This is a genomic window from Streptomyces sp. NPDC001108 (assembly GCF_053598535.1).
In genome coordinates this window covers 186,419-211,871 of sequence record NZ_JBSFKL010000005.1, presented here as the reverse complement: position 1 = coordinate 211,871, position 25,453 = coordinate 186,419, and the positions used below count along the sequence as shown (strand labels likewise).

General features: G+C 68.3%; 25 protein-coding genes, 1 tRNA gene and 1 pseudogene. 17 read left to right on the top strand and 10 right to left on the bottom strand.

Annotated features, from left to right (window positions below):
- The 3 genes from dnaJ to dnaK all read right to left on the bottom strand — a co-directional run bounded on the left by dnaJ (window position 1) and on the right by dnaK (window position 3,767).
- A complete protein-coding gene (gene dnaJ / locus ACWC97_RS14410) occupies window positions 1–1,182 on the bottom strand; it encodes a molecular chaperone DnaJ (RefSeq protein ID WP_450649444.1) in 1,182 nt (393 codons plus the stop codon).
- Window positions 1,183–1,275: 93 nt separating this feature from the next.
- A complete protein-coding gene (gene grpE, locus ACWC97_RS14405) occupies window positions 1,276–1,926 on the bottom strand; it encodes a nucleotide exchange factor GrpE (protein WP_352275740.1) in 651 nt (216 codons plus the stop codon).
- The gene (gene dnaK, locus ACWC97_RS14400) at window positions 1,923–3,767 is read right to left on the bottom strand and encodes a molecular chaperone DnaK (protein ID WP_385203276.1); all 1,845 of its coding nucleotides are present in this window, start codon (window positions 3,765–3,767) and stop codon (window positions 1,923–1,925) included. The genes grpE and dnaK overlap by 4 nt, the downstream gene beginning before the upstream one ends.
- Before the next feature lie 525 nt (window positions 3,768–4,292).
- Between dnaK and ACWC97_RS14395 the strand changes: the two genes are divergently transcribed.
- Both ACWC97_RS14395 and ACWC97_RS14390 read left to right on the top strand, forming a co-directional pair.
- Window positions 4,293–6,560, top strand: coding sequence for a (Fe-S)-binding protein (locus ACWC97_RS14395; protein WP_352275742.1), 2,268 nt, complete (start codon window positions 4,293–4,295; stop codon window positions 6,558–6,560).
- Between the two features lie 189 nt (window positions 6,561–6,749).
- Window positions 6,750–7,742 (top strand): Yip1 family protein, encoded by a 993-nt coding sequence (locus ACWC97_RS14390; protein ID WP_450649441.1) that lies wholly within the window; start codon window positions 6,750–6,752, stop codon window positions 7,740–7,742.
- Between the two features lie 93 nt (window positions 7,743–7,835).
- On the opposite strand, the gene ACWC97_RS14385 is transcribed toward ACWC97_RS14390, so the two are convergent.
- Entirely contained in the window at window positions 7,836–8,360 is a 525-nt protein-coding gene (locus tag ACWC97_RS14385; protein WP_450649439.1) for a phosphoribosyltransferase, read from the bottom strand.
- A gap of 18 nt (window positions 8,361–8,378) precedes the next feature.
- Window positions 8,379–8,954, bottom strand: coding sequence for a dCTP deaminase (dcd, locus tag ACWC97_RS14380; protein ID WP_352275745.1), 576 nt, complete (start codon window positions 8,952–8,954; stop codon window positions 8,379–8,381).
- A 467-nt stretch (window positions 8,955–9,421) separates the two neighbouring features.
- On the opposite strand from dcd, the gene ACWC97_RS14375 reads away from it, so the two are divergent.
- Window positions 9,422–9,495, top strand: a tRNA-Gly gene (locus ACWC97_RS14375).
- A 180-nt stretch (window positions 9,496–9,675) separates the two neighbouring features.
- Here the strand turns inward: ACWC97_RS14375 and ACWC97_RS14370 are convergent.
- Window positions 9,676–9,903: pseudogene (locus ACWC97_RS14370) on the bottom strand (tyrosine-type recombinase/integrase); the annotation flags it as partial.
- Between ACWC97_RS14370 and ACWC97_RS14365 the strand changes: the two are divergent.
- A complete protein-coding gene (locus ACWC97_RS14365) occupies window positions 9,823–10,251 on the top strand; it encodes an NUDIX domain-containing protein (protein ID WP_450649437.1) in 429 nt (142 codons plus the stop codon). The pseudogene ACWC97_RS14370 and the gene ACWC97_RS14365 sit on opposite strands and share 81 nt — an antisense overlap.
- A gap of 113 nt (window positions 10,252–10,364) precedes the next feature.
- On the opposite strand, the gene ACWC97_RS14360 is transcribed toward ACWC97_RS14365, so the two are convergent.
- Both ACWC97_RS14360 and ACWC97_RS14355 read right to left on the bottom strand, forming a co-directional pair.
- Window positions 10,365–10,931 (bottom strand): hypothetical protein, encoded by a 567-nt coding sequence (locus ACWC97_RS14360; protein WP_450649435.1) that lies wholly within the window; start codon window positions 10,929–10,931, stop codon window positions 10,365–10,367.
- A 713-nt stretch (window positions 10,932–11,644) separates the two neighbouring features.
- The gene (locus ACWC97_RS14355; RefSeq protein WP_450649433.1) at window positions 11,645–12,169 is read right to left on the bottom strand and encodes a DUF5994 family protein; all 525 of its coding nucleotides are present in this window, start codon (window positions 12,167–12,169) and stop codon (window positions 11,645–11,647) included.
- Between the two features lie 227 nt (window positions 12,170–12,396).
- Here ACWC97_RS14355 and ACWC97_RS14350 point away from each other — a divergent pair, with 227 nt between their 5' ends.
- From ACWC97_RS14350 to ACWC97_RS14340, 3 genes are all read left to right on the top strand, one after another.
- On the top strand, window positions 12,397–12,669 hold the full coding sequence (locus ACWC97_RS14350; RefSeq protein WP_190041589.1) for a hypothetical protein: 273 nt from the start codon (window positions 12,397–12,399) through the stop codon (window positions 12,667–12,669).
- Between the two features lie 139 nt (window positions 12,670–12,808).
- Window positions 12,809–14,122 (top strand): PP2C family protein-serine/threonine phosphatase, encoded by a 1,314-nt coding sequence (locus ACWC97_RS14345; RefSeq protein WP_450649431.1) that lies wholly within the window; start codon window positions 12,809–12,811, stop codon window positions 14,120–14,122.
- A 41-nt stretch (window positions 14,123–14,163) separates the two neighbouring features.
- Window positions 14,164–14,724: a DUF5994 family protein gene (locus ACWC97_RS14340; RefSeq protein WP_450649429.1), complete on the top strand. Its 561-nt coding sequence runs from the start codon at window positions 14,164–14,166 to the stop codon at window positions 14,722–14,724.
- Between the two features lie 351 nt (window positions 14,725–15,075).
- On the opposite strand, the gene ACWC97_RS14335 is transcribed toward ACWC97_RS14340, so the two are convergent.
- Entirely contained in the window at window positions 15,076–15,393 is a 318-nt protein-coding gene (locus ACWC97_RS14335; RefSeq protein ID WP_450649427.1) for a hypothetical protein, read from the bottom strand.
- A 599-nt stretch (window positions 15,394–15,992) separates the two neighbouring features.
- Between ACWC97_RS14335 and ACWC97_RS14330 the strand changes: the two genes are divergently transcribed.
- The 10 genes from ACWC97_RS14330 (at window position 15,993) to ACWC97_RS14285 (ending at window position 24,718) form a co-directional block, all read left to right on the top strand.
- Window positions 15,993–16,376, top strand: a complete 384-nt coding sequence (locus tag ACWC97_RS14330; protein ID WP_450649425.1) for a DUF6507 family protein — start codon at window positions 15,993–15,995, stop codon at window positions 16,374–16,376.
- Window positions 16,373–18,634, top strand: coding sequence for a hypothetical protein (locus ACWC97_RS14325; RefSeq protein ID WP_450649424.1), 2,262 nt, complete (start codon window positions 16,373–16,375; stop codon window positions 18,632–18,634). The genes ACWC97_RS14330 and ACWC97_RS14325 overlap by 4 nt, the downstream gene beginning before the upstream one ends.
- A gap of 12 nt (window positions 18,635–18,646) precedes the next feature.
- The gene (locus ACWC97_RS14320; RefSeq protein ID WP_450649422.1) at window positions 18,647–18,934 is read left to right on the top strand and encodes a hypothetical protein; all 288 of its coding nucleotides are present in this window, start codon (window positions 18,647–18,649) and stop codon (window positions 18,932–18,934) included.
- Between the two features lie 164 nt (window positions 18,935–19,098).
- Window positions 19,099–20,526 (top strand): DUF6177 family protein, encoded by a 1,428-nt coding sequence (locus ACWC97_RS14315; RefSeq protein WP_450649420.1) that lies wholly within the window; start codon window positions 19,099–19,101, stop codon window positions 20,524–20,526.
- Between the two features lie 67 nt (window positions 20,527–20,593).
- Entirely contained in the window at window positions 20,594–21,013 is a 420-nt protein-coding gene (locus ACWC97_RS14310) for a hypothetical protein (RefSeq protein ID WP_450649418.1), read from the top strand.
- 142 nt (window positions 21,014–21,155) lie between these two features.
- Window positions 21,156–21,380: a DUF6243 family protein gene (locus ACWC97_RS14305; RefSeq protein WP_450649416.1), complete on the top strand. Its 225-nt coding sequence runs from the start codon at window positions 21,156–21,158 to the stop codon at window positions 21,378–21,380.
- Window positions 21,381–21,855: 475 nt separating this feature from the next.
- Window positions 21,856–22,059 carry a cold-shock protein gene (locus ACWC97_RS14300; RefSeq protein ID WP_123453305.1) on the top strand — a complete coding sequence of 68 codons (204 nt, stop codon included), beginning with the start codon at window positions 21,856–21,858 and terminating at the stop codon, window positions 22,057–22,059.
- A gap of 277 nt (window positions 22,060–22,336) precedes the next feature.
- On the top strand, window positions 22,337–23,896 hold the full coding sequence (locus ACWC97_RS14295; protein ID WP_450649414.1) for a DEAD/DEAH box helicase: 1,560 nt from the start codon (window positions 22,337–22,339) through the stop codon (window positions 23,894–23,896).
- Window positions 23,897–23,942: 46 nt separating this feature from the next.
- Window positions 23,943–24,341: a CBS domain-containing protein gene (locus ACWC97_RS14290; protein WP_352275763.1), complete on the top strand. Its 399-nt coding sequence runs from the start codon at window positions 23,943–23,945 to the stop codon at window positions 24,339–24,341.
- A 56-nt stretch (window positions 24,342–24,397) separates the two neighbouring features.
- A complete protein-coding gene (locus ACWC97_RS14285; protein WP_352275765.1) occupies window positions 24,398–24,718 on the top strand; it encodes an SCO5918 family protein in 321 nt (106 codons plus the stop codon).
- Between the two features lie 155 nt (window positions 24,719–24,873).
- Here the strand turns inward: ACWC97_RS14285 and ACWC97_RS14280 are convergent, their stop codons facing one another.
- Complete coding sequence (locus tag ACWC97_RS14280) at window positions 24,874–25,233, bottom strand: hypothetical protein (protein WP_352275766.1); 360 nt, start codon at window positions 25,231–25,233, stop codon at window positions 24,874–24,876.
- Between the last annotated feature and the right edge of the window lie 220 nt (window positions 25,234–25,453).

Sequence of the window (25,453 nt, the reverse complement as noted above, 5' to 3'; positions counted from 1 at the left end):
TCAAGCTCCCTTCGCGGCCTGGAACAGTTCGGCCCGCGGGTCGTGGCCCGCGGTCGCCCGGCGGTACGCCTCCAGCGCTTCCCGGGCCTCTTCGCCGAGGTCCTCGGGGACCGCCACCTCCACCGTGACCAGCAGGTCGCCCCGGGTGCCGTCCTTGCGCACGGCGCCCTTCCCGCGGGCCCGCATCGTACGCCCGTTGGGCGTGCCGGCGGGCAGCTTCAGGGTGACCGGAGGTCCGCCGAGCGTGGGCACCTTCACCTCGCCGCCGAGCGCCGCCTCCGTGAAGTCGACGGGGACGGTGACCGTGAGGTTGTCGCCCTTGCGGCCGAAGACCGGGTGGGCGTCGACGTGGACCACGACGTACAGGTCGCCCGCCGGACCGCCGCGCTCGCCGGGACCGCCCTTGCCGCGCAGCCGGATCCGCTGGCCGTCCGAGACGCCCGCCGGGATCCGGACCTGCATGGTCCGGGAGGACTTGGCGCGCCCGGACCCCTTGCAGACGTCGCACGGATCCTGGGCGATGAGGCCCCGGCCCTTGCAGTCCACGCAGGGATCGGTGAGCGAGAAACCGCCGCCGGAGCCGCGCGAGACCTGGCCGGTGCCGAGACAGGTCTGGCAGACCCGGGGGGTGCCGTTCTTGTCACCGGTGCCGGAACACGCCTTGCAGGGCGCCTGGCTGGACATCCGCAACGGGACGGTGGCCCCGTCGACCGCCTCGGTGAAGCTGAGCGTCACCTCGGACTCGATGTCCTGGCCGCGCCGCGGCTGCACCCGCGTCCCCGTACCGCCCCGGTTGAACAGGCCGCCGAAGACATCGCCCAGGCCGCCGCCGCCGAAGCCGCCGGCACCGCCCTGGCCGCCGCCCTGGGCACCCCCGAAGAGGTCGCCCAGGTCGAAGTTGAAGTTGCCGCCCGCGCCGCCGGGGCCGGCCCGGAAGCCGCCGTTGCCGAAGAGGGCGCGGGCCTCGTCGTACTCCTTGCGCTTCTTGCTGTCGCCGAGGACGTCGTTCGCCTCGGAGATCTCCTTGAAGCGCTCCTCCGCCTTGTCGTCGCCCTTGTTGGCGTCCGGGTGGAACTCGCGGGCGAGCTTCCGGTACGCCTTCTTGATCTCGGCGTCGGTGGCGTCCTTGGGGACGCCGAGGACCTTGTAGTAGTCCTTCTCGACGAAGTCCTTCGTGCTCATCGACGTCCCTCCTTCCGGACGATCGGCCATGCGGCCGGCGCGTGGGCCGGTCGCATGGCCGGGCGGTGGGCCCCGAGGTGGTCGGACGGGATGTCAGACCTCCTCGGTGCCACCGCTCTCCTCGTCGGTTGCCTTCTCTTCCTTGGCGGCCGCCGGGGTCGCCCCCGGCTGGGGCTCGGCGACCGCCACCCGCGCGGGGCGGATGGTGCGCTCGCCGATCCGATACCCCGGCTGCAGGATCGCCACGCAGGTCGTCTCCGTGACGTCCGGCGCGTACGAGTGCATCAGGGCCTCGTGGATCGTCGGGTCGAAGGGCTCGCCCTCCTTGCCGAACTGCTGCAGGCCCAGCTTGGCGACGACCGTCTCCAGGGATTCGGCCACCGACTTGAACCCGCCCACCAGCTCGCCGTGGTCCCGGGCGCGGCCGACGTCGTCGAGCACCGGCAGCAGCTCGGACAGGAGGCCCGCCACGGCGATCTCCTTGACCGTGGCCCGGTCCCGCTCGACGCGGCGGCGGTAGTTCTGGTACTCGGCCTGGAGCCGCTGGAGGTCGCCGGTGCGCTCGGTGAGCGCGGAGCGGACCTGGTCCAGCTGGGCCGTCAGGCCGACTGTCTGCACTCCGTCCCCGGCCGGGGACGCCTCCTCCTCCGCGGAGGGCTTGGCGTCCTTCGGCTCGGCTCCTTCAGGGGTGGCGCCGGAGGGGACGTCGGGCTTCTCCTCGAAGCCCGGAGTCTCCTCGGTCACACCGCACCGCCCTTGGAGTCCTTCTCGTCGTCCACGATCTCGGCGTCCACGACGTCGTCGTCGGCCTTGGCCTGCTGGGCACCCTCGCCCTGCGGAGCACCCTCGCCCTGGGCGTTGGCGTACATCGCCTGGCCGAGCTTCTGGGAGACGGCCGCGACCTTCTCGGTGGCGGTACGGATCTCGGCGGTGTCCTCGCCCTTGAGCTTCTCCTTCAGCTCGGTGAGCGCGGTCTCCACCTCCGTCTTCACGTCACCGGGGACCTTGTCCTCGTTGTCCTTGAGGAACTTCTCCGTCTGGTAGACGAGCTGCTCGCCCTGGTTGCGCGACTCGGCGGCCTCGCGGCGGCGGTGGTCCTCCTCCGCGTACTGCTCGGCCTCCTCACGCATCCGGTTGACCTCGTCCTTCGGCAGCGAGGAGCCGCCGGTGACGGTCATCTTCTGCTCCTTGCCCGTGCCGAGGTCCTTCGCGGCGACGTGCATGATGCCGTTCGCGTCGATGTCGAAGGAGACCTCGATCTGCGGGACGCCGCGCGGGGCCGGCGGGAGGCCGGTCAGCTCGAACATGCCGAGCTTCTTGTTGTACGCCGCGATCTCGCGCTCGCCCTGGTAGACCTGGATCTGCACGGACGGCTGGTTGTCCTCGGCCGTCGTGAAGATCTCGGACCGCTTGGTCGGGATCGTGGTGTTGCGCTCGATGAGCTTGGTCATGATGCCGCCCTTGGTCTCGATACCGAGGGACAGCGGGGTGACGTCGAGGAGCAGGACGTCCTTGACCTCGCCCTTGAGGACGCCGGCCTGGAGCGAGGCGCCGATGGCGACGACCTCGTCCGGGTTCACACCCTTGTTGGCCTCCTGGCCACCGGTCAGCTCCTTGACGAGCTCGGCGACGGCCGGCATACGGGTGGAGCCACCGACGAGAACGACGTGGTCGATCTCGGAGAGCGCGATGCCCGCGTCCTTGATGACGTTGTGGAACGGGGTCTTGCAGCGGTCCAGGAGGTCCGCGGTCAGCTGCTGGAACTGCGAGCGCGTGAGCTTCTCGTCCAGGTGCAGCGGGCCCTCGGCGGACGCCGTGATGTAGGGCAGGTTGATCGTGGTCTCGGTCGAGGACGAGAGCTCGATCTTCGCCTTCTCCGCGGCCTCGCGGAGACGCTGGAGAGCCATCTTGTCCTTGGACAGGTCCACGCCGTGCCCGTTGGCGAACTGCTTCACCAGGTAGTCGACGACGCGCTGGTCCCAGTCGTCACCACCGAGGTGGTTGTCACCGTTGGTGGCCTTCACCTCGACGACGCCGTCACCGATCTCCAGGAGCGACACGTCGAAGGTGCCGCCACCGAGGTCGAAGACGAGGATCGTCTGGTCGTCCTTGTCGAGCCCGTACGCCAGGGCGGCGGCGGTCGGCTCGTTGACGATGCGCAGGACGTTGAGGCCCGCGATCTCGCCGGCCTCCTTCGTGGCCTGGCGCTCGGAGTCGTTGAAGTACGCGGGGACGGTGATGACCGCGTCGGTCACCTTCTCCCCGAGGTACGCCTCGGCGTCGCGCTTCAGCTTCTGCAGGATGAAGGCGCTCATCTGCTGCGGGTTGAAGCTCTTGCCGTCCAGGTCGATCTTCCAGTCAGTGCCCATGTGGCGCTTGACGGAACGGATCGTCCTGTCGACGTTCGTCACTGCCTGGCGCTTGGCGACCTCGCCGACCAGCACCTCGCCGTTCTTCGCGAAGGCGACGACGGACGGCGTGGTCCTGGCGCCCTCGGCGTTGGTGATGACGGTGGGCTCGCCGCCTTCCAGAACGCTGACGACGGAGTTAGTCGTGCCCAGGTCGATGCCGACCGCACGTGCCATTTCGATTCCTCCAGCTTGACTACTTGAGTGGAACTGACTCAAGGATGCACGACACCCATCCCACTGTCAACAGACCTGAGTCGACCTGACTCAACTATCGTGCACGCCCCCACGTCATTCACCCCTCCGCACGGCGCGCAGCACCCCTCACCCCCGACCCCGCCACCCCTCCCCCATCATCGCCCCATGGGATCGTTCTGTCACAAAATGCAGAAATCACGACAGAGCATCCACCCCGATTACCGAACTTCCGATCGAGAGGGAACGATGCGGGTACGAACATCGACGCGGACACCGAGACGCGCGCGGCCGCGAGCGCGCACGCGCGGGGACGCCCGCGGAGAACAGGTACCGGCACGGGTACGGGTGAGCGACACAGATCACCGCCTGTCCGGCTACAGAGCGACGGAATAAGTGGGTAGTGTCAGCACAGACTCATTAAGTTACTGCTTAGTAATCGCAGATGATCCCAGTATCCGCTCATCGACACTGGGTCCCACCCTCGCAGGCCCGAGGAGCCCCCAAATGCAACTCGCCGCGATCATCGTGTCGCTGGTGCTGACCGTCGTCGCCGTTGCGCTCATCGCCCGAGCCGTCGCGCAGATCTACCGGTTCGTCAAGCTCGGCCAACCGGTTCCGGCAGGCAGCCGCACCGATCATCCCAAAGAGCGCACGATCACCCTGGTCAGGGAGTTCCTCGGCCACACCCGGATGAACCGGTGGGGGATCGTCGGCTTCGCGCACTGGTTCGTCGCCATCGGCTTCCTGACCCTGCCGCCGACCCTGGTCCAGGCGTACGGGCAGCTCTTCCAGGCCGACTGGGTCCTGCCGATCATCGGCGACTGGGCCCCGTTCGAGATGTACACCGAGTTCATCGGTCTGATGACGACGGTCGGCATCCTCGTGCTGATCGCCATCCGGCTGCTGAACCTGCCCTCCCGGGCCGGCCGCAAGTCCCGCTTCGCGGGCTCCAAGGCCTGGCAGGCGTACTTCGTCGAGTACGTCATCCTCACCATCGGCCTCGCGATCCTGACCCTGCGCGGTCTGGAGGGCGCGATCCACCACGTGGAGGGCTACGAGGCGTCGTACTTCGTCTCGTACCCGCTGGTGCTCGCCTTCAAGGGGCTGGCGACGGGCACGCTGCAGAACCTCATCTACTTCGTCGCGATGATCAAGATCGGCGTCTCGCTGATCTGGATGATCACCGTCTCGCTCAACACCAACATGGGTGTCGCCTGGCACCGCTTCCTCGGCTTCCCGAACATCTGGTTCAAGCGGAACGCGGACGGCGCGACGGCGCTCGGCGCGCTCCAGCCGATGACCTCGGGCGGCGAGGAGATCGACTGGGAGGACCCGGCCGACGACGCCGTCTTCGGCGTCTCGCAGGTCGAGCAGTTCTCCTGGAAGGGCATCCTCGACTTCTCCACCTGCACCGAGTGCGGCCGCTGCCAGTCGCAGTGCCCCGCCTGGAACACCGGCAAGCCGCTCTCCCCCAAGCTCCTGATCATGTCGCTGCGCGACCACGCGCATGCCAAGGCCCCGTACCTGCTGGCCGGCGGCGGCAAGACCATGGAGGGCGAGGAGAAGGCGTCCGAGGAGCAGCTGAAGGACGTACCGGCCGCGGCCCTCGCCGAAGCCGAGCGCCCGCTGATCGGCACCGTCGAGGAGAACGGCGTCATCGACCCGGACGTCCTGTGGTCCTGCACCACCTGCGGCGCCTGCGTCGAGCAGTGCCCGGTCGACATCGAGCACATCGACCACATCGTCGACATGCGCCGCTACCAGGTGATGATCGAGTCCGCGTTCCCGTCCGAGGCGGGCACGATGCTCAAGAACCTGGAGAAGAAGGGCAACCCCTGGGGGCTGGCCAAGAAGCAGCGCGTCGAGTGGACCAAGGAGGTCGACTTCGAGGTCCCGATCGTCGGCAAGGACGTCGAGGACCTCACCGAGGTCGACTACCTGTACTGGGTCGGCTGCGCCGGCGCCCTGGAGGACCGGGCGAAGAAGACCACCAAGGCCTTCGCGGAGCTGCTGCACATCGCGGGCGTCAAGTTCGCGATCATGGGCGGCGACGAGAAGTGCACCGGTGACTCCGCCCGCCGCCTGGGCAACGAGCCGCTGTTCCAGCAGCTCGGCCAGGAGAACGTCGCGATGCTGAACATGGCGTTCGGCGAGGACGACGAAGACGACTCCACGAAGAAGGCCAAGTCGGCCAAGAAGATCGTCGCGACCTGCCCGCACTGCTTCAACACCATCGCCAACGAGTACCCGCAGCTCGGCGGCGAGTTCGAGGTCATCCACCACACCCAGCTGCTCCAGCACCTCATCGACGAGGGCAGGCTGATCCCGGTGACCCCGGTGGAGGGCCTGATCACGTACCACGACCCGTGCTACCTGGGCCGCCACAACAAGATCTACACCCCGCCGCGCGAGATCATGGACAAGGTCCCCGGTCTGCGCCAGCAGGAGATGCACCGCCACAAGGAGCGGGGCTTCTGCTGCGGCGCCGGCGGCGCCCGGATGTGGATGGAGGAGCGGATCGGCAAGCGCATCAACAACGAGCGCGTCGACGAGGCCCTCTCGCTGAACCCGGACATCGTCTCCACCGCCTGCCCGTTCTGCCTGGTCATGCTGACCGACTCGGTCAACGGCAAGAAGAACGACGGCCAGGCGAAGGAGTCGGTCCAGGTCGTCGACGTCTCGCAGCTGCTGCTGGACTCGGTCAAGACCCCGGCCGACCCCGCCGGGGAGGCCGAGTCGGAGGATGCTCCGGAGCCGGAACCGGTGAAGTAGTTCCGTACGGACCGCGCGTCGGCAGCGGCCGGATCCGCCTCGGGGGCGGGACCGGCCGCTGCCGCCTTTTCCGGCCCGGGGGCAGGCCCCCCGGGGTTCCCCTAGGGGATGTCACAGCTCGGCCGCAATGGCGGGCCCGCACCCCAGGCCCTCTGACCGTCCCGGCCCGGACCAGGTACGTTCAGTGACGTGGCTGGATTCAGGATCGGACGCGGCCGGGACAACCGCACCCCGCAGCAGGCGCAACAGCAACCGCGGCAGCAGCCGTACGGCACACAGGCACCACCGCCGTACGGTCAGCAGTCATGGCCCCCGGCGGGAGGCAACGCGGCCCCGCCCCCGTACAACAACGGCGGCTACGGCAACGGCGGCCAGCCGGGGTACGGCGGCGTCCAGGGCGGCTACGGGCAGGGGCACGGCGGCGGTCACGGCAGCGGTCACGGCGGCAGCCACGGTGAGCCGGAGTACTTCGGCGACCCGTACCAGCACCCCCAGAATCCGCACCACCCCCACGGCTCCCCGCAGCCGGGCGACCCGTACGCCGACGCCCCCGGCCACACCCAGGCCTTCAGCATCGGCGAGGACCCGTACGGCCCCGGCGACACCTACCGCGCCGGCCAGGCCCCCGCCCAGCCCACGGGCCCCCGGCTGCCGTGGAAGCAGCTACTCAGCGGCATCGTGCTCCGCCCGGGACCGACGTTCTGGCAGATGCGCGACTACCCCGTCTGGGGCCCGGCGCTCATCGTCACCTTCCTGTACGGGCTGCTCGCGCTCTTCGGCTTCGACCAGGCCCGCGACGACGCGATCCACGCGACGATCTCCACCGCGGTGCCGTACGTGATCATCACCGGCGTCGGCTTCGTCCTCGGCGGACTGGTCCTGGGCATGGTCACCCACACGCTCGCCCGCCAGCTCGGCGGCGACGGGGCCTGGCAGCCGACCGTGGGCCTGTCGATGCTGATCATGTCGATCACGGACACGCCGCGCCTGATATTCGCGCTCTTCCTCGGCGGCGAGAACTCCCTGGTCCAGATTCTCGGCTGGGCGACCTGGCTGGCCTCGGCCGCGCTCTTCACCTCGATGGTGAGCAAATCCCACGACCTGCCGTGGCCGAAGGCGCTGGGCGCCTCCGCGATCCAGCTCATCGCATTGCTGTCGATCATCAAGCTCGGCACGCTCTGACACGGTCCCCGGCCCGCGCCCGGGGACAAACGGCTGAAGCCCCGGCACTTCCCGTGCCGGGGCTTCAGCCGTTCGTCCACACCGGGGGGCGAATCAGGCGTCGAGAACCTGCCCGCTGCGCCGTACGACGGGCTTCTCCACGCTCCACGGGAAGTTGATCCAGTTGTCGGTCTTCTTCCACACGTATTCGCACTTCACGAGGGAATGCGACTTCTCGTAGATGACCGCGCTGCGCACCTCGGCGACGTGATCGATGCAGAAATCGTGCACCAGCTTCAGCGTCTTTCCGGTATCGGCGACGTCGTCGGCGATCAGCACCTTCTTGTCGGAGAAGTCGATCGCGTTCGGAACCGGTGCCAGCATGACCGGCATTTCCAACGTGGTACCCACTCCGGTGTAGAACTCCACGTTCACCAGATGGATGTTCTTGCAGTCCAGCGCGTAGGCCAGTCCACCGGCGACGAAGACCCCGCCGCGCGCGATGCTGAGCACCACATCGGGCTCGAACTCGTCGTCCGCCACGGCCTGCGCCAGCTCACGCACCGCGCGGCCGAACCCCTCGTAGGTCAGGTTCTCGCGCTCGTCGGTCGTCCCGGCACCACTCATGTCAACGCTCATGTCACCGCTCACGGGGCATCACACCTGGGTCCGATGGAAATTCATGAAAGAACGCGAAGCGGTGGGCCCGCGCTGGCCCTGGTACCTCGACCCGTACCGCTCGGAGCCGTACGGGAACTCCGCCGGCGAGCTCAGCCGGAACATGCACAGCTGCCCGATCTTCATTCCCGGCCACAGCTTTATCGGCAGCGTCGCGAGATTCGACAGCTCAAGCGTCACGTGCCCGGAGAAACCGGGGTCGATAAAGCCGGCGGTCGAATGCGTCACCAGCCCGAGCCGCCCCAGCGAACTCTTCCCCTCCAGCCGCGAGGCGATATCGTCCGGCAGCGAAACGACCTCGTACGTCGAGGCCAGAACGAACTCACCGGGGTGCAGGATGAAGGCCTCGTCCCCGTCCGGCTCGACCATGCGGGTCAGATCAGCCTGCTCGACGGCCGGGTCGATATGCGGATAGCGGTGGTTCTCGAACACCCGGAAGTAGCGGTCGAGCCGCACATCAATGCTCGACGGCTGCACCATCGACGTGTCGAACGGATCAATGCGTACACGTCCGGCGTCGATCTCGGCCCGGATGTCCTTATCTGAGAGAAGCACGTCCCGAGGATACGCAGAACGCGCGGGCCCACCCCAATCAGGTCCGCCCGCGCGCCTGCCGTCAACCGCTACCGCCGCACGGAAACCACGGGCACGGCATGCCGCAGCCGCGCACAGCGCGGACAGCGGATGAGCCGCCCCGGACCGATCCGCCCGGCCCCGAGCTGCTGCATCGGGAACGTAGCGGTAGCGAAAACGTGCCCTTCGGCACAGCGGACGACGGTGCGCTCCATGGAGTCCATCAAGTCCCTTCCCCAACCAAACCGTGGACGAGACCGCCACATTAGGGGATGAACGGGACGCCGCTCCACGCGGCACTCCGACCCCCCACGCTACGCCCCAACTCCCGCCCCCCGCACCCGCGTCCACCCGCCCCTCACACCAAGAAGGCCCCACGGCTCAAACGCCGGGGACCTGGCATGGGGTACAGTGTGCGACGGTAGCCGCCGATCGGGCGGGCTGCTTTCGCGGGTGTAGTTTAATGGTAGAACATGAGCTTCCCAAGCTCAGAGCGCGAGTTCGATTCTCGTCACCCGCTCCACGATGAAGGCCCTGGTCAGAGACCAGGGCCTTGTTTGTTGTCTAGACCTCTCCGAGCTCGCGTGCCATTCGCGTGCCATACGCGCCATAACGGGACGTCAGATTGAGTTCTGGCGCACGCTCCGCGACCACGCGATATTGCGCACTCTCGAATATCAGGACGCGCATCGAGTGATCCACGTCACCTCCTTCGTGCGCTTTCCGGCGACGCCGGGAACGGAGGCAAGAGCTGGTGAACGGTGGCAGCCGCGCCGCCCTCCGGGCCCCGGGCAGCCACCGCACGCCGACGGCGAACGTCGGCGTCGATGTCGTCGGCGAGCTTGCGCTGGTGGGCCTTGGTGGAGTGCTGGTAGATCAGCTGGGCCCGCTCGGAGGACTGGCCTGCGCGGACCATCAGGTCTTTCAGCTCGACGAGGCCGCCGCCCGCGAACTCAAGGAGGAGACCGGCCTGCTCGTCGACCCGGCCGATCTCTCGCTCGTCCACGTCGTCCACGTCGAACAGGGCTGGGACCAGGCCGGCCAGCTCGTCGTCTTCGTCTTCGCCACCGAAACCTGGACCGGCGAGCTGATCAACACGGAGCCGAACAAGCACCTGACTGCTCAGTGGGTCGCCGCGAACCGCCTGCCCGAGCCCTCGTTCCCGACCACCATGCAGGCCCTGGCGGCGTACCAGAACGGAGGCCCCGTCCTTATCCCGCTACGGATGGCCAGGCATCACTGGGTGACGAGCGGGCTCCAGAGCCAGGCGTCGCACTGAGCAAGGTGCTCCACCGCCGCACCCACACAAGCCACGAGGCGCCTCCGGCCTGACCCCCGCCTGCCGGTGGTCGAGCGCTGCTGGAATCGACCACCGGCCGACGACGGTCCGGATCAGGCGGCGGCAGCGTTCCCATCACACAGCTCCAGCAGACCGGCGATCACGCCGCCGGCGCTCTCCCCGTTGCGGAGTCGGCTTCGAGCGGTGGTTCCGCCGATACGGAGTTCCAGCATGTCGGCGGTGACGCCATGGGCCCGCAGTTGTCCGACGGCGTGCGGGTGTCGCACCCCGATGATGGCCGCCCACCCGAGGACCTCGGCCCGGCCCACACAACCGGACTTGGCCCAGGCCTTCGCCAAACTCCATGCCGTATCGCGGTCGCAGCCCGGCAACGTAGACATGGCGAGGTCGAACACGAACGCCTCCACGCTCGGCTCAGCCTGTCGCTGACCGTTCCGTCGACGCTCCGGCCTGTTGGCGGTCCGGCTGGGTGACCGACGTTCCAGCCCCAGGTCGAGCCCCTCCTGCCGGGCGATGTCCGCCGCAGTAGCGGGCCTCGTGCGGCGACGGGGCATTCTCGCGGGTGACGGCTTTCCTTCCGCGGTTGCCACGGTGGGCTCGGAACGAAGGAGACGGTAGATCGCGGCGGCTTCCGCATCGTGGCTGAAGTCGGGCTGCATGGGACCTGCCTTTCAGAAGCCCGCTGTGTGCGGGCGTGCGAAAGGCCCCGTCCGATGTCGAACGGGGCCTGGAGAAGAGGTCGCAAGGCAACGTAAACCCGGAAGGCGGCGCCTCTCAGCGGGCATGAAAAAAGGGCGAGGAGTGAACTCCTTCGCCCTGCTGTTCGCGCTGCCGTTTCCGGGCACGCGAAAGCCGCTCCAAGCGTCTCACCAGAGCCCCCAGGGCACAAGGCCCTTCGCCCATCAGCAGCCGACAGGCAGGCAGGCGCTCCGGGCGCGCGACTGGACGCCGTCCGGGGGCCAATCCACCGCGGCTACGGCCTCCCAAACAAGTCCGTCGCGCGGCAAGGCCCAGAGTTGAGCCCCCACTCCATCGCCGAACTCGCCCCCTGGCCGGCCCGGTGGCTCGTACCGCGCTCGGTGATCGTTCTCGCCTGCAGAGTGAGAGGCTGGTCGTCAGCCGAGCGGGCCCAGACCTCACGACGACGGCCACGAAATCGCTAGCACCGCCACACCTACTGGGCACGTGCCCCATCCGTGCCCTTCAGGGCGGTAAACAGCGGTCAACGCAGGTATCTCAAGGCCAGCGAGACCCCCATCCGCGAGGACGTTTCCGCAGGTCAGAGCTCGAATGATAGAGATGGGCTCCGGTGATTCCCAAGTTTATGGCGCGGGTTCGATTCCCGTCCTCCGCTCTTCTGTGAAGCCCCAGGTCAGCGACCTGGGACTTCGTCGTTCTCCAGGGTGGTGCCGACCGACGGGGCCGCGGCGTGGTGGAGTTCGGCGAGGAGGATCTCGGCGGCCTGGGTGGCGTTGTCGGCGTGGACGGCGCGGGCCATGGCCATGCGGGCGGCCTCGGGCGTGGTGGCGGGCGGGACGACCATGAGGGAGAAGTGGTCGTTGTCGCCGCGGGTGATCAGGACGGTGTCGTCGCCGACGGGGAAGGAGTCGAGGTGCACGACCCGGTCGTCGACGACCAGGCGGGTCGGGATGACGTTCCAGGCCGAGGCGTCCAGACCTACCCGGGTGAGGGGTCCGAGGTGTTCGGTCAGGGCGGTGATCAGCGGCGGGAGCTCTCGCTCCACGTCACGTGAGCGCGGCCACCAGGCCCCGTCGAGCAGGCTCTGCCGGGACCCCGTCGTCTCCAGTCGGAGCAGTGCGATACCCGGTCCGACGGCCCGGTGGATCTCGTCTGGCAGAAGGCGCGGGGGCGCGTGGGGAATGCCTGTGTCGGTCATGGCCGGGCCGTCCGTCCACGGGCGGTCCGCTGCCGCTCCGACCGGTGCTACGGCGGAAGCCGAACCGGTGAGCGGGGCGGCGGCCCCGTTCTTTCACCGTACTCCGGAAGGACTCACGGACGTGCCGCTCCCCGCCGCAGAACCGATCGGCGCCGGGCCTTCGGACGTACCGTGGACGTACAGAGACACGACCAGCCTGGCCTTCGACGGGAAAGGACGATGCCGCCTTGGACCGCAACGAGCCGGAAGCCGAAGCCCTGCCGCCGCCCGGATACGCCGAAGTCCGCATCGTCGCCGCCACCCCGGACGCCGCCCGGATGGTGGCCGATGTCCTCCGTCACTGCTTCGCCGGTGACGAGCAGCGCAGCTACCCCGCCCCTGGCGGGGGCACCCGCCTCCATCTCACCGTCGACACCGCCCACACCGCCGAACCGGCCCGGTCCTGGCTGGCCACCAGCAGGCCCCCGAGCGGCACCGGGCCCCACTCCCAGGAACCCTGATCAGTCAACCGGGCCGTCGGGCGCGCGTGGCGGCCCCGGCCGCCGCGGAGCATCCTGGAAGCCGCACCGCGATGCCGAGGGATCGGCCAGTCGGCACCGGACCAGGGTGTTGCCCCGCTGCCCGCCTGGAGGCCCCCGGATGACCGTCGGACCGCACGAGGACGGGGGCCCCGACCGCTCGGAGAGCTTCGGGGAGGTGCTGCTGGGCGGATTCCTGGACCACGCCCACGCGCTGCCGCCCGATCGGGTGGGGCCGGCCCTCTTCGACGTCCTCGCCCGGATCGGCGGCCGGGACCCGCAGATCCTGCTCCAGGACTACGGGCAGCGGAGCCTGATCCCCCTCGCCGGGGACGGACTGGCTGACGGCGATCCCGTACCCATCGACGGTTCGGCGGCCGGTCACTGCTTCCTCACCTCGCGTTCTGTCGAGGTGCCGGTGGTCGAGGGGGTGCGGGTCCACGTCCCGCTGCTCGACGGCGGCGACCAGGCCGGCGTCCTGGCCGTCACCCTCGACGCGGTCGACGACGACGCCCGCCGCCTCCTGCGCAGGCTCTCCGCCCTGGCCGCCGACACCATCCGGACCAAGAACGGCTACACCGACCTCTTCTTCCGCACCCGCCGGGGCGAAGCGATGAGCGTCGCCGCCGAGATCCAATGGTCGCTCCTGCCACCGCTCGCCATGACGATGCCCCACGTCGCCGTCGCCGGAGTCCTGGAACCCGCCTACGACGTGGCCGGCGACAGCTTCGACTATGCCCTGAACGGCGACGTCCTCCACCTCGCCATGATCGACGCCATGGGCCACGGCCTCGACGCGGCGACCATGGCGACGGTCGCCATCGGCGCGTACCGGCACGCCCGCCGCACCAGTGTCGAACTCTCCGAGATCTACCTCTTCATGGACCAGGCCGTCGCCGAGCAGTTCGCCCCCGACCACTTCGTCACCGCCCAGATGCTGCGGCTCGACACCGGCACCGGCCTCCTCCAGTGGGTCAACGCCGGACACCCCGCCCCCATGCTGATCCGCCACCACCGTGTCGTACGCCGCCTCGACAGCCCCACCACCCTCCCCGTCGGCTTCGGCGGAGACCAGCCGCAGGTCAGTGAGGTGGCGCTCGAACCCGGGGACCGGATCCTCTGCTTCACCGACGGCCTGATCGAGGAACACGAGAGCGGGCAGGAGGAGTTCGGCGAGGGCCGGCTGATCGACTGGGTCCACCGGCTGGACCGGGCCGACCGGAATGTACGGGCCGTGGCACGCGACCTCTCCCACACGCTCAGAAGGGCCCGCGGCGGGGTCACCACCGACGACGCGACCCTCGTCCTCATCGAGTGGCGCGGACGAGGGCGACGGGGACCCGGCGCGTCCGGCTTCGCCGCGGAGTACGTTGGAAGTACCGGGAGCACTTCGTACACCCGCTGTCACGCGGACGTCGTTCCCGGCGCTCACTAAGCCGGGGCGCCCCGGGCGCCCCGGGGACGGGTCCCGGTCTCATGACCAGCACCACTGCTCCCACCCGTCAGGCGCGCCTGGCCCTGACCCCGAACACCGCCGTGGTCGGCCTGCTGGACGGTGCCTGGTGGCCGTACTCACGCGATCTCGCCGACGAGTTGCTTCCCCTGGTGGAGGCTTTGCGGGACCGCTTCGGACGCGTCACGCGCATCACCGCGAACCCGGCCTCCTGGCCTGTTGCTTTGCGTAAGGTCCCCGTCGGCGGCTACGCCGTGCACGTGGGCTGGTTCGCCGGCCAGGCCCCCGACACGATGATCCTGCTCTCGTACAGCCTCGGCCGCTGCGACCTGCTCGTGATCCCGCCGGAAACCGAATCCGCCTCCGCCGCGCGCCTCATGGCCGCCGCGTCCGCCCCGGGCAACGTCCGCACCACCGGCTCCCTGATGTCCGAGGAGCACGAGACAGATCGCCTCCTGCGGGAGGAAGGGGCCCGTGAGGACGCCTGGGAGACGGACGGTGGCGCCTCCCCGCAGCCCCGGCTCCGCCCCCGCCCCGTCGTCGGGGCACGCATGATCTACCTGCCCCACAGCGTGCGGAGATGACACCTGCTGCGGCCCGCCCTCCGATCCCGTGCCCCATCCATGCCCTTGGTGGCGGTGAACAACGGTCAAAACGGGTGCCCATCGAGCCGATGGAAAGCCGACACAAGGACGCGTTTTCCCAGGTCAGGCGCTAGATGATCGAGACGGGCATCGGTGATTCCCAAGCTCAGAGCGCGAGTTCGATTCTCGTCACCCGCTCTTCCACGGAGCCCCAGGTCAGCGACCTGGGGCTCCGTCGTTGTCCAGCCCTTCGGACAGCCTCGCGCCCTTCCTCCGGCACGGGCGGGGGCCATGGTTCGTTCGCTCGGAGGGCAGCGAGGATCGCCGCCCCGGCCATCAGGACAGCGCTGATCACCGAGGCGGTCCGACCTCCCGGGCAAAGGTGTCGAAGGCCGCGCTCCGCAGGCAGTTCGCGATGCCCGGCGGGAGGGCTGCGGCGGTCTCGTCCGCGCCGCCGAGGGTGCCCTTCGCAATCTCCAGCGTTTCGGGCGTGAGGTCGTCGGGAGCCGTGGCGGACAGTTCCGAACGGTGGACGGCGGTGCAGATGCCGCCCAGGAGTGCGATGCCCAGGGCACCACCGAATTCGGCCGAGGTCTCGGCGAGGGCCGAGGCCGCCCCGACCCGTTCCGGGGGCGCGGCGGAAAGGATCACCTCGGTGACGACGGCCACACCGCTGACGAGGTGGCCGATTCCCGAGTCGCATGGAGCGCAGTCAGCGTGACGCAGCCGACGGTCGCCACGAGCAGCCCTCCTGCGACCACGTTGTGCTTGCCGACACGGGGAGCGGTCACGGTGGCCGGCGCGATGCCCGACTCCCGCCGAGGTCAGCTGTCATATCGTCCCTGCCGGGCGCGGCTGCTCATCTGTCCGGCCGAGCCACAATTTGCCGCAAACTCATTGCAGCCGTGGCTGATTCCCTCATGAATTCCATTGCTACGGTAAAAGATATGTGGACGTTCCTCTATTCACTTTGCAAATGGTAATGCCCTGCTGATAGACATGACGCACCGGTGCAGGCCACGGCGACCGGACGGCGGGCCCCGGGAAGCGGCGGAGTCCAGCTCGTGAAGTGCGGTGCGACCGAGCGATGTTGACCGGACCGGCGACTGACACGAGATGGTGACCGACACCTGCTTGACCATCGCGCGCTCGACGTTGGGTACAGCAACGGCACGGCGCACCAGCCGCCGGTCAGGGCCACGGACGCCGTCGGAGCCATCGGCGGACGCCGGGGCATTGGAAAGAGACGTTTACGGAGCGGGGGGACCGTGTCCAAGTGGGACATCAAGCCGGATGGTGTTCGCGGAGTTCTGAGCAGGACGGGCGAGGTCGGTGGTGAGTTCGAGGAAGAGTTCACCTCGTACGACGAAGACCTGCTGGGGGCCGCGACGAGTGCGGGAACGATGGTTCTGGGCGGGACCGAAATCCCCAAGGGCGGTGCGTTCGGTCCCGTGGCTCAGGCGCTGCAGGAGTTCCAGAACCATACGAGCGGCGACTTGAAGTTCCTTGCCGTCCGGACGGGGAAATCCATCACCGGGGCGCGCTTGGCCACTGAGGAGTACATCAAGGGCGACCTGGAGATGGCGAGGAACAAGCAGGAGCAGTATTCCAAGGCTCCGACTCCGGAAGAGCTGAAGGGCCTCAAGAAATGATTGACCTGGAGAAGATTCCGACCTTCACAGGCGATCTGGAGACCTTGGAGACGCAGGCGACTTCACTGAAGACGACCGCCTCCAGTATTCGTGGCACGGGCAAGGACACTCACAACGCTTTCCAAGCTCTGGACGCGGTCTATGACGCTCCCGAGCAGGAAGAGTTACTTAATTCGACCATCCCGGTCCGGGACGGGGCGGATGAGTTCGCGAAAAAGCTGGAGTCCGTCAGTGGTGCGTTGACGGAGTTCGCGTCGACCGCCCGTCCGCTGGTGACCAAGATGAAGCAGCTCCGCGAGGATGCGGAGAGGTTCGTCGCGGAGAACAAGGAAGACGACGACTGGCAGAAGGATCAGGACAAGATCGACGAGAACGCGCGTCTTGTCCGTGAGGTCGGCACGACATGGGTGGCGTTCCAGGGCGTCGAGCGTGATGCGGCCAACAAAATCACTTCGTTGGTGGGCGGTACGCGCTTCGTTGTCGATGACGGGTCACACAAGGCCGGCATGTACGGCTTCAAGGAAAGCGACGTCAAGGACGCCACGGAAACACCCTGGGGAACGGTCGACGAGCGTGAATACACGGGTCTGCGGGCTGCGTGGGAGTGGACGAAGGACCACGTCGGCGGCGGACTGAAGGGGTTCTTCGTCGATGGCGTCTGGGGCACCCTCAAGGGCCTGGGAAGCATGGTCAACGTGTTCGACTGGGATAATTTCAAGAACACCTGGTCAAGCATCGGCAATACCTTTGGAGGTGTCAGCGCCTACCTCATCACCCCCTACGACTGGGCCATGGACAAGATGTTCGGTCCGGTCGACCACAGTGACCGCGAGAAGCAGAAGGCGGTTCTGCGTAACTTCAGCAAGTCGCTGGTCGCATGGGACGAGTGGGACAAGGATCCTTCACGGGCGGTCGGGGCGGTGCTTTTCAACGGTGCGACGCTCGGTTCAGGCTCGTTACTCAAACTCGGCAAGGCCGGAAAGCTGGGTGTGGGCGCAGAGGCCGTGACAGCGCTGGGGAAGGCGGGCGTGCTCGTCGATCCGATGAGTTACCTGGGCAAGGCAGCGGGTGTCACCAAGCTGAAGGTCGGCGACTTCATGGAGGGCCTGAAGGCCAGCCAGGCCGGTATCGACGACATGGCCCGCAACGCACCCACCGGGGTTCCGTCTCCCGGCCGTGAATACATCGACCACGCGGGCAACAAGCGCATCATCGGCGACGACGCGTACATCAGGGACGAGCACGGCAATGTCGTTCCCGATACCCACCCCGTCCCGGAGCCGCACAAGGACGACTTGCCCAACACGCACGAGACCATCCCCGGCGAGGAGAAGGTGCTCGAGGGCGCGGGCGGACCCGGCCGCGCGGAGAACTCGGCGAGCCACCCGACCAACTCGGCGCACCCAGGAAGCGCGGCGCCCCACACCCCGGGCAGCACGGCCGACAACACAGTCCGCAACAGCCACACGACACCAGGCGGCAATGGCTCCGGGCCTCCCGGGGGCACTGGCACCAGCGCAACGGGCGGTGGAACCGCCACCCATAGCGAGCCCAGCACAACCGGCGGAGACGGCCATGGCGTCGGCTCGGGCCTCCCCCACGAGGGGGATAGCGGGAGCCACGATGCCTCGGGCGGCTCCGACACAGGCAGCCACGGCGACGCACCCAATTCTTTGCAAAGTGGTGCGGGACACCCGCCGATGGACCCCAAGGCCGTCGACGAACGCATTACGGAGTTGGACGACCGGAGGGGAGGACAGGGCCACGCGCCAGGCCGGCACCTCTACCCGAACGACCAAGTCCTGACCGACCGGCTCGGCACGGTTCTCCGAGACAATAACGGGGCACCAAAAATGTACGGGCCGAACTCGAACTATCCGGGGCTGGTAAAGTCGGAAAACAACATCGACCCATTGACCGGTACTGCGGTGGACGGTGTGACCGGCGGCGCACACCGAGTCGGCGCGTTCGCGACGCGTTTCGACAATGCGGAAGACATGGTGCGCGCCGACGCCTACTTCCGCGAAGAAATGGCGCGTACCGGAAGTGAGCCGATGGAGACACCGATCAGTGATGTGCTCGGGCCCGGTGCCGAGAGTCGATTCACCGGCTATTATCGCGACCCTGCCAACCTGAACGAATTCAAGCCGGTGAATTTTGAGGGTGGAACCATCGTACCTGTGTACCGACTGCTCCCCGACGGGCAGTACCGCCTGCACACCATGTTCGCCAACCCGGCCCGCGGTCGGCATCCGTAGAGAAGGATTCCAATGGACGCACGCTTCAAGAATTTCATCAGAGTGAACCTGGACCTTGAGCGAGGATATGAGACAAGTGGCGACCTGAGGCCCACTTTGTTGAGCTTCAGCGATTCCTACGTTGATTTGATCCGCACAGGATTCGAGGAGATCATTTCAGACGAATCCTTTGGGCCGGCCGAATACGAGCGACTGACTGATATCGAATTTCCCGACAGGGAAACCCTGCAATCCTATCTTCGCGGCATGTACGATTATCTGTTCAACGATGCACCGGAGCAGCCACTGCCGCCCGGTTAGCCAAGTGCGGGACTTCGAAACCCTTCCCGAGGGCCGACACTGTCGCGGAGCAGAGGAGACCGGGCTCAAGGCGCCCGACGTCAGCGACGAGCAGAGGTCAGGCCTCACCAATGCGGTGCTCGGCTGGTACCCGACCTGGCCCACGTTGTCCTGAGGAAAACTTCATGACCAAGGACGTGATCGCGCTCACCGAGCGCATGCCGGATGCGCTGAGTGTGCTGGCCGGCCTGCTCGCGGGCGGCCCGGATCTGCTGGTCGAGACTGCCGGTGAGGGGGCCGTGGTCCAGCTGTGTGATGCCGGGGGGCGGCCGCTCGTCTCGATCGAGGTGCCGCTGCTGCTCCAGGCGCGGGGTGAGGCGGCTCGGCTGCTGGGGCCCGGCTTCGAGCCGTCCGGCGGTGGTCCGGCGTGGTGGGTCGAGGCCCGTGCCGCCGCGGGGGTTCCCCAGGCCGAACAGCTCGCGGGCGCCTTCGCAGCCCGGCTGACCCTGCTTCTGGGCGGCAGGGTTTGGCCGTCGGATGCCCCCGGCACCGTCGGTGCGGCCAGCCCGGTCGATGTCTCCGGCATCACCGCCGTACCGGCTCCCGCCGCTGCCCAGCCGGCCGTCGACATGCTCACCGACAAGGCTGCCGTTGTCCTCCAGGACCGGCCGGTCGTCCCCATGACCAGCTGGCTCTCCGAGGCACTGCGGGCCACCGTGGACAGCGACCGGTCCCTTCAGATCGTCACCCCGCCGCACAGCCGGCTCTCCCTGCCCACCCGCACGCTGCTGCAGTCCACCTCCTCGCGCTGGGTGGTCCAGGACGAACGGTGCGGCTACTACGACGGACTGACCGGTGCAGTGCTGCGCTGGCAGGGCGACGCCTTCTCCCCGGTCCGGGATGCGAACGGGGAGACCCTGGTGGCGGACGCCTTCGCAGAGGTTCGGCCCAGCGGCGAGCGTCAGCTCGTCGTTTTCTTCCGGACCCTGCACGCTCCCCGGGCGGACCTCGTTCTCGGCGGCGCGCTGGAAGCCGCCTGGCAGGCGCTGGCGGGCGGCCCGCCGACCGGCTGGGGAACGTCGGAACCGGCTGGTCTGTCCTGGTCGAAACGACAGCTGACCGAGCTGGCGTACGGGCGTGCCCCGAAGCCCACCTGGATGGTGGTCGTCGGCGCCCCGGACCGTCCCGCCCTCGCCACCCTGCGCGTGATCCGCACACCGGAAGGCGTCGAGGAGGACATCACCCTCACAGTGGGCTACGGACCCGGCGAGAAGCCGCCCCTGGAAGCACTGCCGGAACTGGCCGACGACCTGGTGACCCGGCACGGGCTGAAGACCATGCTGTGCCAACTCCGCTCGGCACGCCAAGACTTGAGCGCCCCACCCCACTTCGAAGACCCACCACTGCCCTACGCCTTCGTACTGGGTCCCGACGAGGTCCGGGAGGCAGGGCGCGATACCGCGAGCAGAACACCGCTCGAGGAACGCCCGGTGCGACTGGGGCCGGACGCCCGCCCCGGCTTCTACTACCCGCTCGGGGACGGAGAGACCGCCGAGAGCTGGCACGCGCTCGAACAGCTGGTGCGCCATGTGCGGGGTGCACCGTCCGCCTGAGCAGTCACACCCGCACAAAGAGGTCCGGCTCCGTGGGTCCACGGGCCTCGGCTGTACCGTGTCCGCCGTGACGGAAGAGAACGAATGGGGGCTGCGGCCACTCGCGCCAAGCGAAGCCGACCGCCTCCGTGGGCTCGCCGCAGCGGTTGCGGCGGACCTGGCCCGGTCCGGGCTCGTCGTATCCGGCCAGCAGAATCAGCATCGGGAAGCGTCGGTAGGCGGACTGAGAGTCGAAGTGGATGAATTCGACGACGCCGCAGGCGGCATCTGGCTCCACTGGGAGGTACACCCTTCCCTCCGGGAAGCAACAATCGAGGCTCTCCGGGGACAACGACTCGATGACCCGGTGGTCGCGGCAGCGGGTCGCATTCAGGAACGAATGGCGTCGACGATCCTCTGCATGCTGGGGGCACTCGGGTACGTCGCGGAGGCGAGCGATGACGACTACCGGCCCCTTGCGGTCAAGGTGCTCTCGGCCGCCATCTGAACAACTGCCGCGCCCCTGGGCAACGCAACGCACACCCCTACCACTTTGTCCGGGCCGGGCCTCTGCTGACGTCCCTCGGCGTCGCCACGCCCGTTCCGCACCGTTCAATCGCCAGATCACTTCACCTCATTCCGGAGAACCCATGACCGTGAGCAAGAACATCAACAACCCTGTGGGCATGGGCGGCGGCCAGCGCAAGAGGCTGTCCCGCGCCGAACGGGAGAACAACGGTCCGCACCGCAACCTCGACCGTCAGGGTGCCGCCGACCGGAAGGCGGAGCTGGTGCGCAAGATGCGCGAGAAGGCCGGCGCGGCCGAGGGTGCCGAGGGTGCCGGGCTGACGGGTGACGGCAACGCGCAGAGCTGACGACCGCCGCCGGAGGGCGGCACCGCACGCAGCAGGGCCGGAACCACGACGCGCGGTTCTGGCCCTGCCGCCGTCCCGGGGCCCTGCTGCCGTCCAGGGGCCCTGCTGCGTACCGGGCCCCGCGGCGACCGCGGCATGTTCGACATGGCGCACGGCATTCTCAAGTACGGCAGAGACATGCCCGAGGTAAATGAATATCTATGTCGGCGGTCTCAGACTTTGACAGCCCTTACCGGGAGAGTTCCTGCCGCAGCGCGCACGGGAATTAAATGTGACACGCACAATCCGCCGCGGCGTGCTACTGTCGGACTCAGTTGCAGTTTTGGTACCCAAAAAAACTTCAAGCGTCTCCGGTCAGCCTTCGGGCCGCAGGGAAGCGCTTTGTATTTCCGGTCATTTTCCGGGCGGGCATCATCGCGGCGACACGGTTTCCGTACAGTGCGGATTCCGGTGTACTGCCCAAAGGAGATATGACATGGCTACTGGCACCGTGAAGTGGTTCAACGCGGAAAAGGGTTTCGGCTTCATCGAGCAGGACGGTGGCGGTCCTGACGTGTTCGCGCACTACTCGAACATCGCCGCCCAGGGCTTCCGCGAGCTGCAGGAGGGCCAGAAGGTCAGCTTCGACATCGCGCAGGGCCAGAAGGGCCCGACGGCCGAGAACATCGTTTCCGCCTGACGCTGACGCGTAATTCGTAGCTGGGGCCCGCATCCCTCGGGGTGCGGGCCCCAGCTACACGCTTTTCTGCAGCACACTGTCGAGGGGCGCACCCACTTCGGAGACGTGCCCGGCGATGCACCGGATTCTTTTCGCACGCCATCCTCCACTTCTGCTTACGTCGACACGGATTTCCCGTGAGCCACGTTCGCATTCCATTCGGTCCGTGCCTGTGATTCACCGCGCTGCTCCTACGCCGGGAATTCCTTGATGCGTGCCGTATCAAGGAAGGTTCTTCATGAACCCCACAAACACGAACAGCCGTTCCTCCCGCGCCCGCCGAGGCGGCGGCCCCGGGTACGACTCCCCTGCTGGTTCGACCCGGGGCAGTCGCTTCGGTTCGTCCACCCCGAACCGTTCGTCCGCCCAGAACCGTTCGTCCGCCCAGAACCGTTCGGCGGGTCCGAACCGTTCGGCGGGTCCGAGCCGTTCGGGTGGCCGACGGCCCGCCGCGATGCAGGGCGAGTTCGCCCTGCCCGAGACGACCACTCCGGCACTGCCCGCAGTCGACGTGTTCAGCGACCTCGACATGCCGAGGAGCCTGCTGACCACCCTCACCGCGCAGGGCGTCACCGCGCCGTTTCCGATCCAGGGCGCGACGCTGCCGAACTCTCTGGCGGGCCGTGACGTTCTGGGCCGCGGCCGGACCGGCTCCGGCAAGACTCTCGCCTTCGGCCTGGCTCTGTTGGCCCGCACCGCCGGACAGCGCGCCGAGCCCCGTCAGCCGCTGGCCCTGGTCCTGGTACCCACCCGGGAGCTCGCCCAGCAGGTCACCGATGCCCTCACCCCGTACGCCCGGGCGGTGAAGCTGCGCCTGGCCACCGTCGTCGGCGGGATGTCGATCAGCCGGCAGGCGACCGCGCTGCGGGGCGGCGCCGAAGTCGTCGTGGCCACCCCCGGTCGCCTCAAGGACCTCATCGACCGCGGCGACTGCCGACTGAACCAGGTCGCGATCACCGTCCTGGACGAGGCCGACCAGATGGCCGACATGGGCTTCATGCCGCAGGTCACCGCGCTCCTGAACCAGGTCCGCCCCGAGGGCCAGCGCATGCTGTTCTCCGCGACCCTGGACCGTAACGTCGACCTTCTGGTCCGTCGCTACCTCACCGACCCCGTCGTCCACTCCGTGGATCCCTCCCAGGGGGCGGTCACCACGATGGAGCATCACATCCTGCATGTGCACGGTGCCGACAAGCACCGGTTGACGACGGAGATCGCGGCGCGCGACGGCCGGGTGATCATGTTCCTGGACACCAAGCACGCCGTCGACCGCCTCACCCAGGACCTCCTCGCCAGCGGTGTCCGGGCCGCCGCCCTGCACGGAGGCAAGTCGCAGCCGCAGCGCACCCGCACCCTCGCCCAGTTCAAGTCGGGGCACGTGACCGTCCTGGTCGCGACGAACGTCGCGGCGCGCGGCATTCACGTCGACCACCTCGACCTCGTCGTGAACGTGGACCCGCCGACCGACCACAAGGACTACCTCCACCGCGGCGGCCGTACCGCGCGGGCCGGCGAGTCCGGCAGTGTCGTCACCCTGGTCACCAACAACCAGCGCCGCGACATGACACGCCTCATGGCGGCCGCCGGCATCGTGCCCCAGGCCACCCAGGTCCGCTCGGGCGAGGAGGCGCTCCACCGGATCACCGGCGCCCGCACCCCCTCCGGCATCCCGGTGACGATCACCGCGCCGGCACCCGAGCGGCGCAAGCGCGGCACGGCCTCCCGGGGTCGACGCAGCCCCGCTGCGGCTGCCCGGCGCGCGAGCGGGCGGAACTCCGCCTTCGACGCGGCGGCCTGAACACCGCGTGATCCGGAAGCTGACCCATCTCTGCAGGAGGTACGTCGTGACACTGATCCAGCTGCAGCCGCCCTCGGCGAACGCCACCCCCGTGGCCGAGGCGGCGTTCGACACCATGAACACGGCCGGGCCGCAGGTCTGCGACGACATGACCGTCGAGGTGGCCCTGTCCGTCATGGCCAGCGACAGGACCGGACACCTGAGGGTCTGCGACGACGACGGCCTGTGCACCGGACTGGTCACCCAGGCCCAGCTCACCACCGTCCGCAGCAGTTCCGCCTACACGGACCGGCTCCAGTTGCGCGACATCCTCGGGGAGCACGGGCCGCACACCTCGCCCGCCACCCTGGTGGCCGAGCACGGCACGCACCTCCGTCGGCCCGCTACCCCGTCCGCCGGGGACGAGCGGGCCGGCGCGTCGGGCGTCCCCGCCCTGGCCCTCTGAACCCTCTCGCCCGGCGGAACAACTCCTTCCCTTCTCTCTGATCCCTGTGAGGCATCGTGCGCTGTGTCATCGCCCGCTTCCCGTTCGAACTCACCAGGAACGGCGTCCTGGACTCCATGAAGGACATCAAGCCCGAGGAGGTCGTCGGCGAGTCCGTGACCATCGGCCGCCGCACCTACCCGGTCAAGCAGGTCGGCCAGGTCATCACCCGCCAGGACCGCCGCGACTTCAGTGCCGACGAGGTCGTCCGGGCCATGACCAAGCTCGGCTTCACCTGCCACGGCCTTCCCCAGCCGAGCGCGCCCACCCGCGCCCTCAGCCCGCACCAGCACGCCTCCGTGATGCTCGGCGGCCCGGTGGTCCCTCCGACCGCCTGATCGTTCGCGTCTCGTTCGGCTGCCCGCTCGGCTGATCGTTCGGCCGGGCGAAACATACGCGGACGACCGAACAGCCCAGAGGGCCCGACCGGCACACGCCGGTCGGGCCCTCTTCTGTACGAGTGAGTTCCTGGGTTCCTCCGTGCGGCGCGAGGTCAGTGGTCGGAGTAGCTGAAGTCGCCCACGGTCCAGGCGCTGACCTCCGCGATCGAGACGCGGTACATCCCACCCGTCTCCGGGATCCCCACCGCGCCCTGGAGGATCCGCGCCATATGGAAGTGCAGATATTCGGGCGGCCCCTCCTCCCGCGTCGTCGCGGTGAACATGGCGGAGAACTCGCCCAGGCGGGACGAGTCCGTCAGGACTTCCGCCACCCGTTGCCGCCACACGGCTTCGGGGGCCAGCCGACCGGTGATGACAGCGCCACCGGTGACCACAGTCAGGGACATCTGATTGCTGTGCCCGGACTCCACCAGCGCGGCGACGTCAACGAGCAGCTCGTCAGGCTTCGACATGAAAGCCGATCCTAATCACGAGTCGGCCCGTCCCCCACCGTTCCCGCTGTCGAGCAGGACGGACAGTCGCCGCCCTCCGCCAGGAGACCCGGCGGGCGACCACGGTCGTTCTGGCGAGCCGGTTGGCCACGGGCCCGTCCGATGTCTCCGGCAAGGCCGATTACCTCCTCACGGGACACGCGAAAATCTCTGTTCGCCGGAGTAGACATTGGGTGGTGGC